This is a genomic window from Paenisporosarcina sp. P4_D4, from assembly GCF_056401835.1.
Genome location: NZ_JBFUIO010000436.1, coordinates 1 through 506, shown reverse-complemented (window position 1 = coordinate 506; position 506 = coordinate 1). Strand labels below are relative to the sequence as shown.

Annotated in this window: 1 protein-coding gene; it reads left to right on the top strand. The window is 29.5% G+C overall.

The annotated features are described in order from the left end of the window. Positions 1–210 (top strand): hypothetical protein (locus AC1DSL_RS19360; protein WP_477533497.1); only part of this gene is annotated, 210 nt, incomplete at its 5' end. Positions 211–506: the final 296 nt, after the last annotated feature.

The window sequence follows — 506 nt, the reverse complement described above, 5'->3', positions numbered from 1 at the left end:
GATTTAAACAAAGCGAATATATATTTTGAAAATGCTCTAAATTTATGCAAAGACGAACAGTATCCTTATAGTTCTAACATTAAAATTATTATTCAAAGTTTTTTAGAGAATGAAGAATTAGAAAAGGCAATGAAATGGATTCATCATTTAACTGAAAGAGCCAACTATGATGAAAAGTTTTCCAAATTAAAAAAACTGAAATTAGAATAAGGGCAATGTTTGACTATTCGTTTCCTAACAGTAAATCCTTATTCAACTAACGGGTGCTTTAGTTGAAGATCATTGAGTTGCTTTGCAGCCCTTTTCTTATTGAACTAACGGGGCAGTTTAGTTGAACAATCAAATCAAATAAAATGTATTTAAAAAGGGAGATACAGGTGAAATCAAGAATATTACTCTCGATGATGATTCTAAGTTTTTTTATCGTAATTACTGGTTGTAATTCTGAAGAAAAAAGCTATAAAGTATGGGCTGAACCTTAAACAAGCAGTCAAKAAACGATAGAT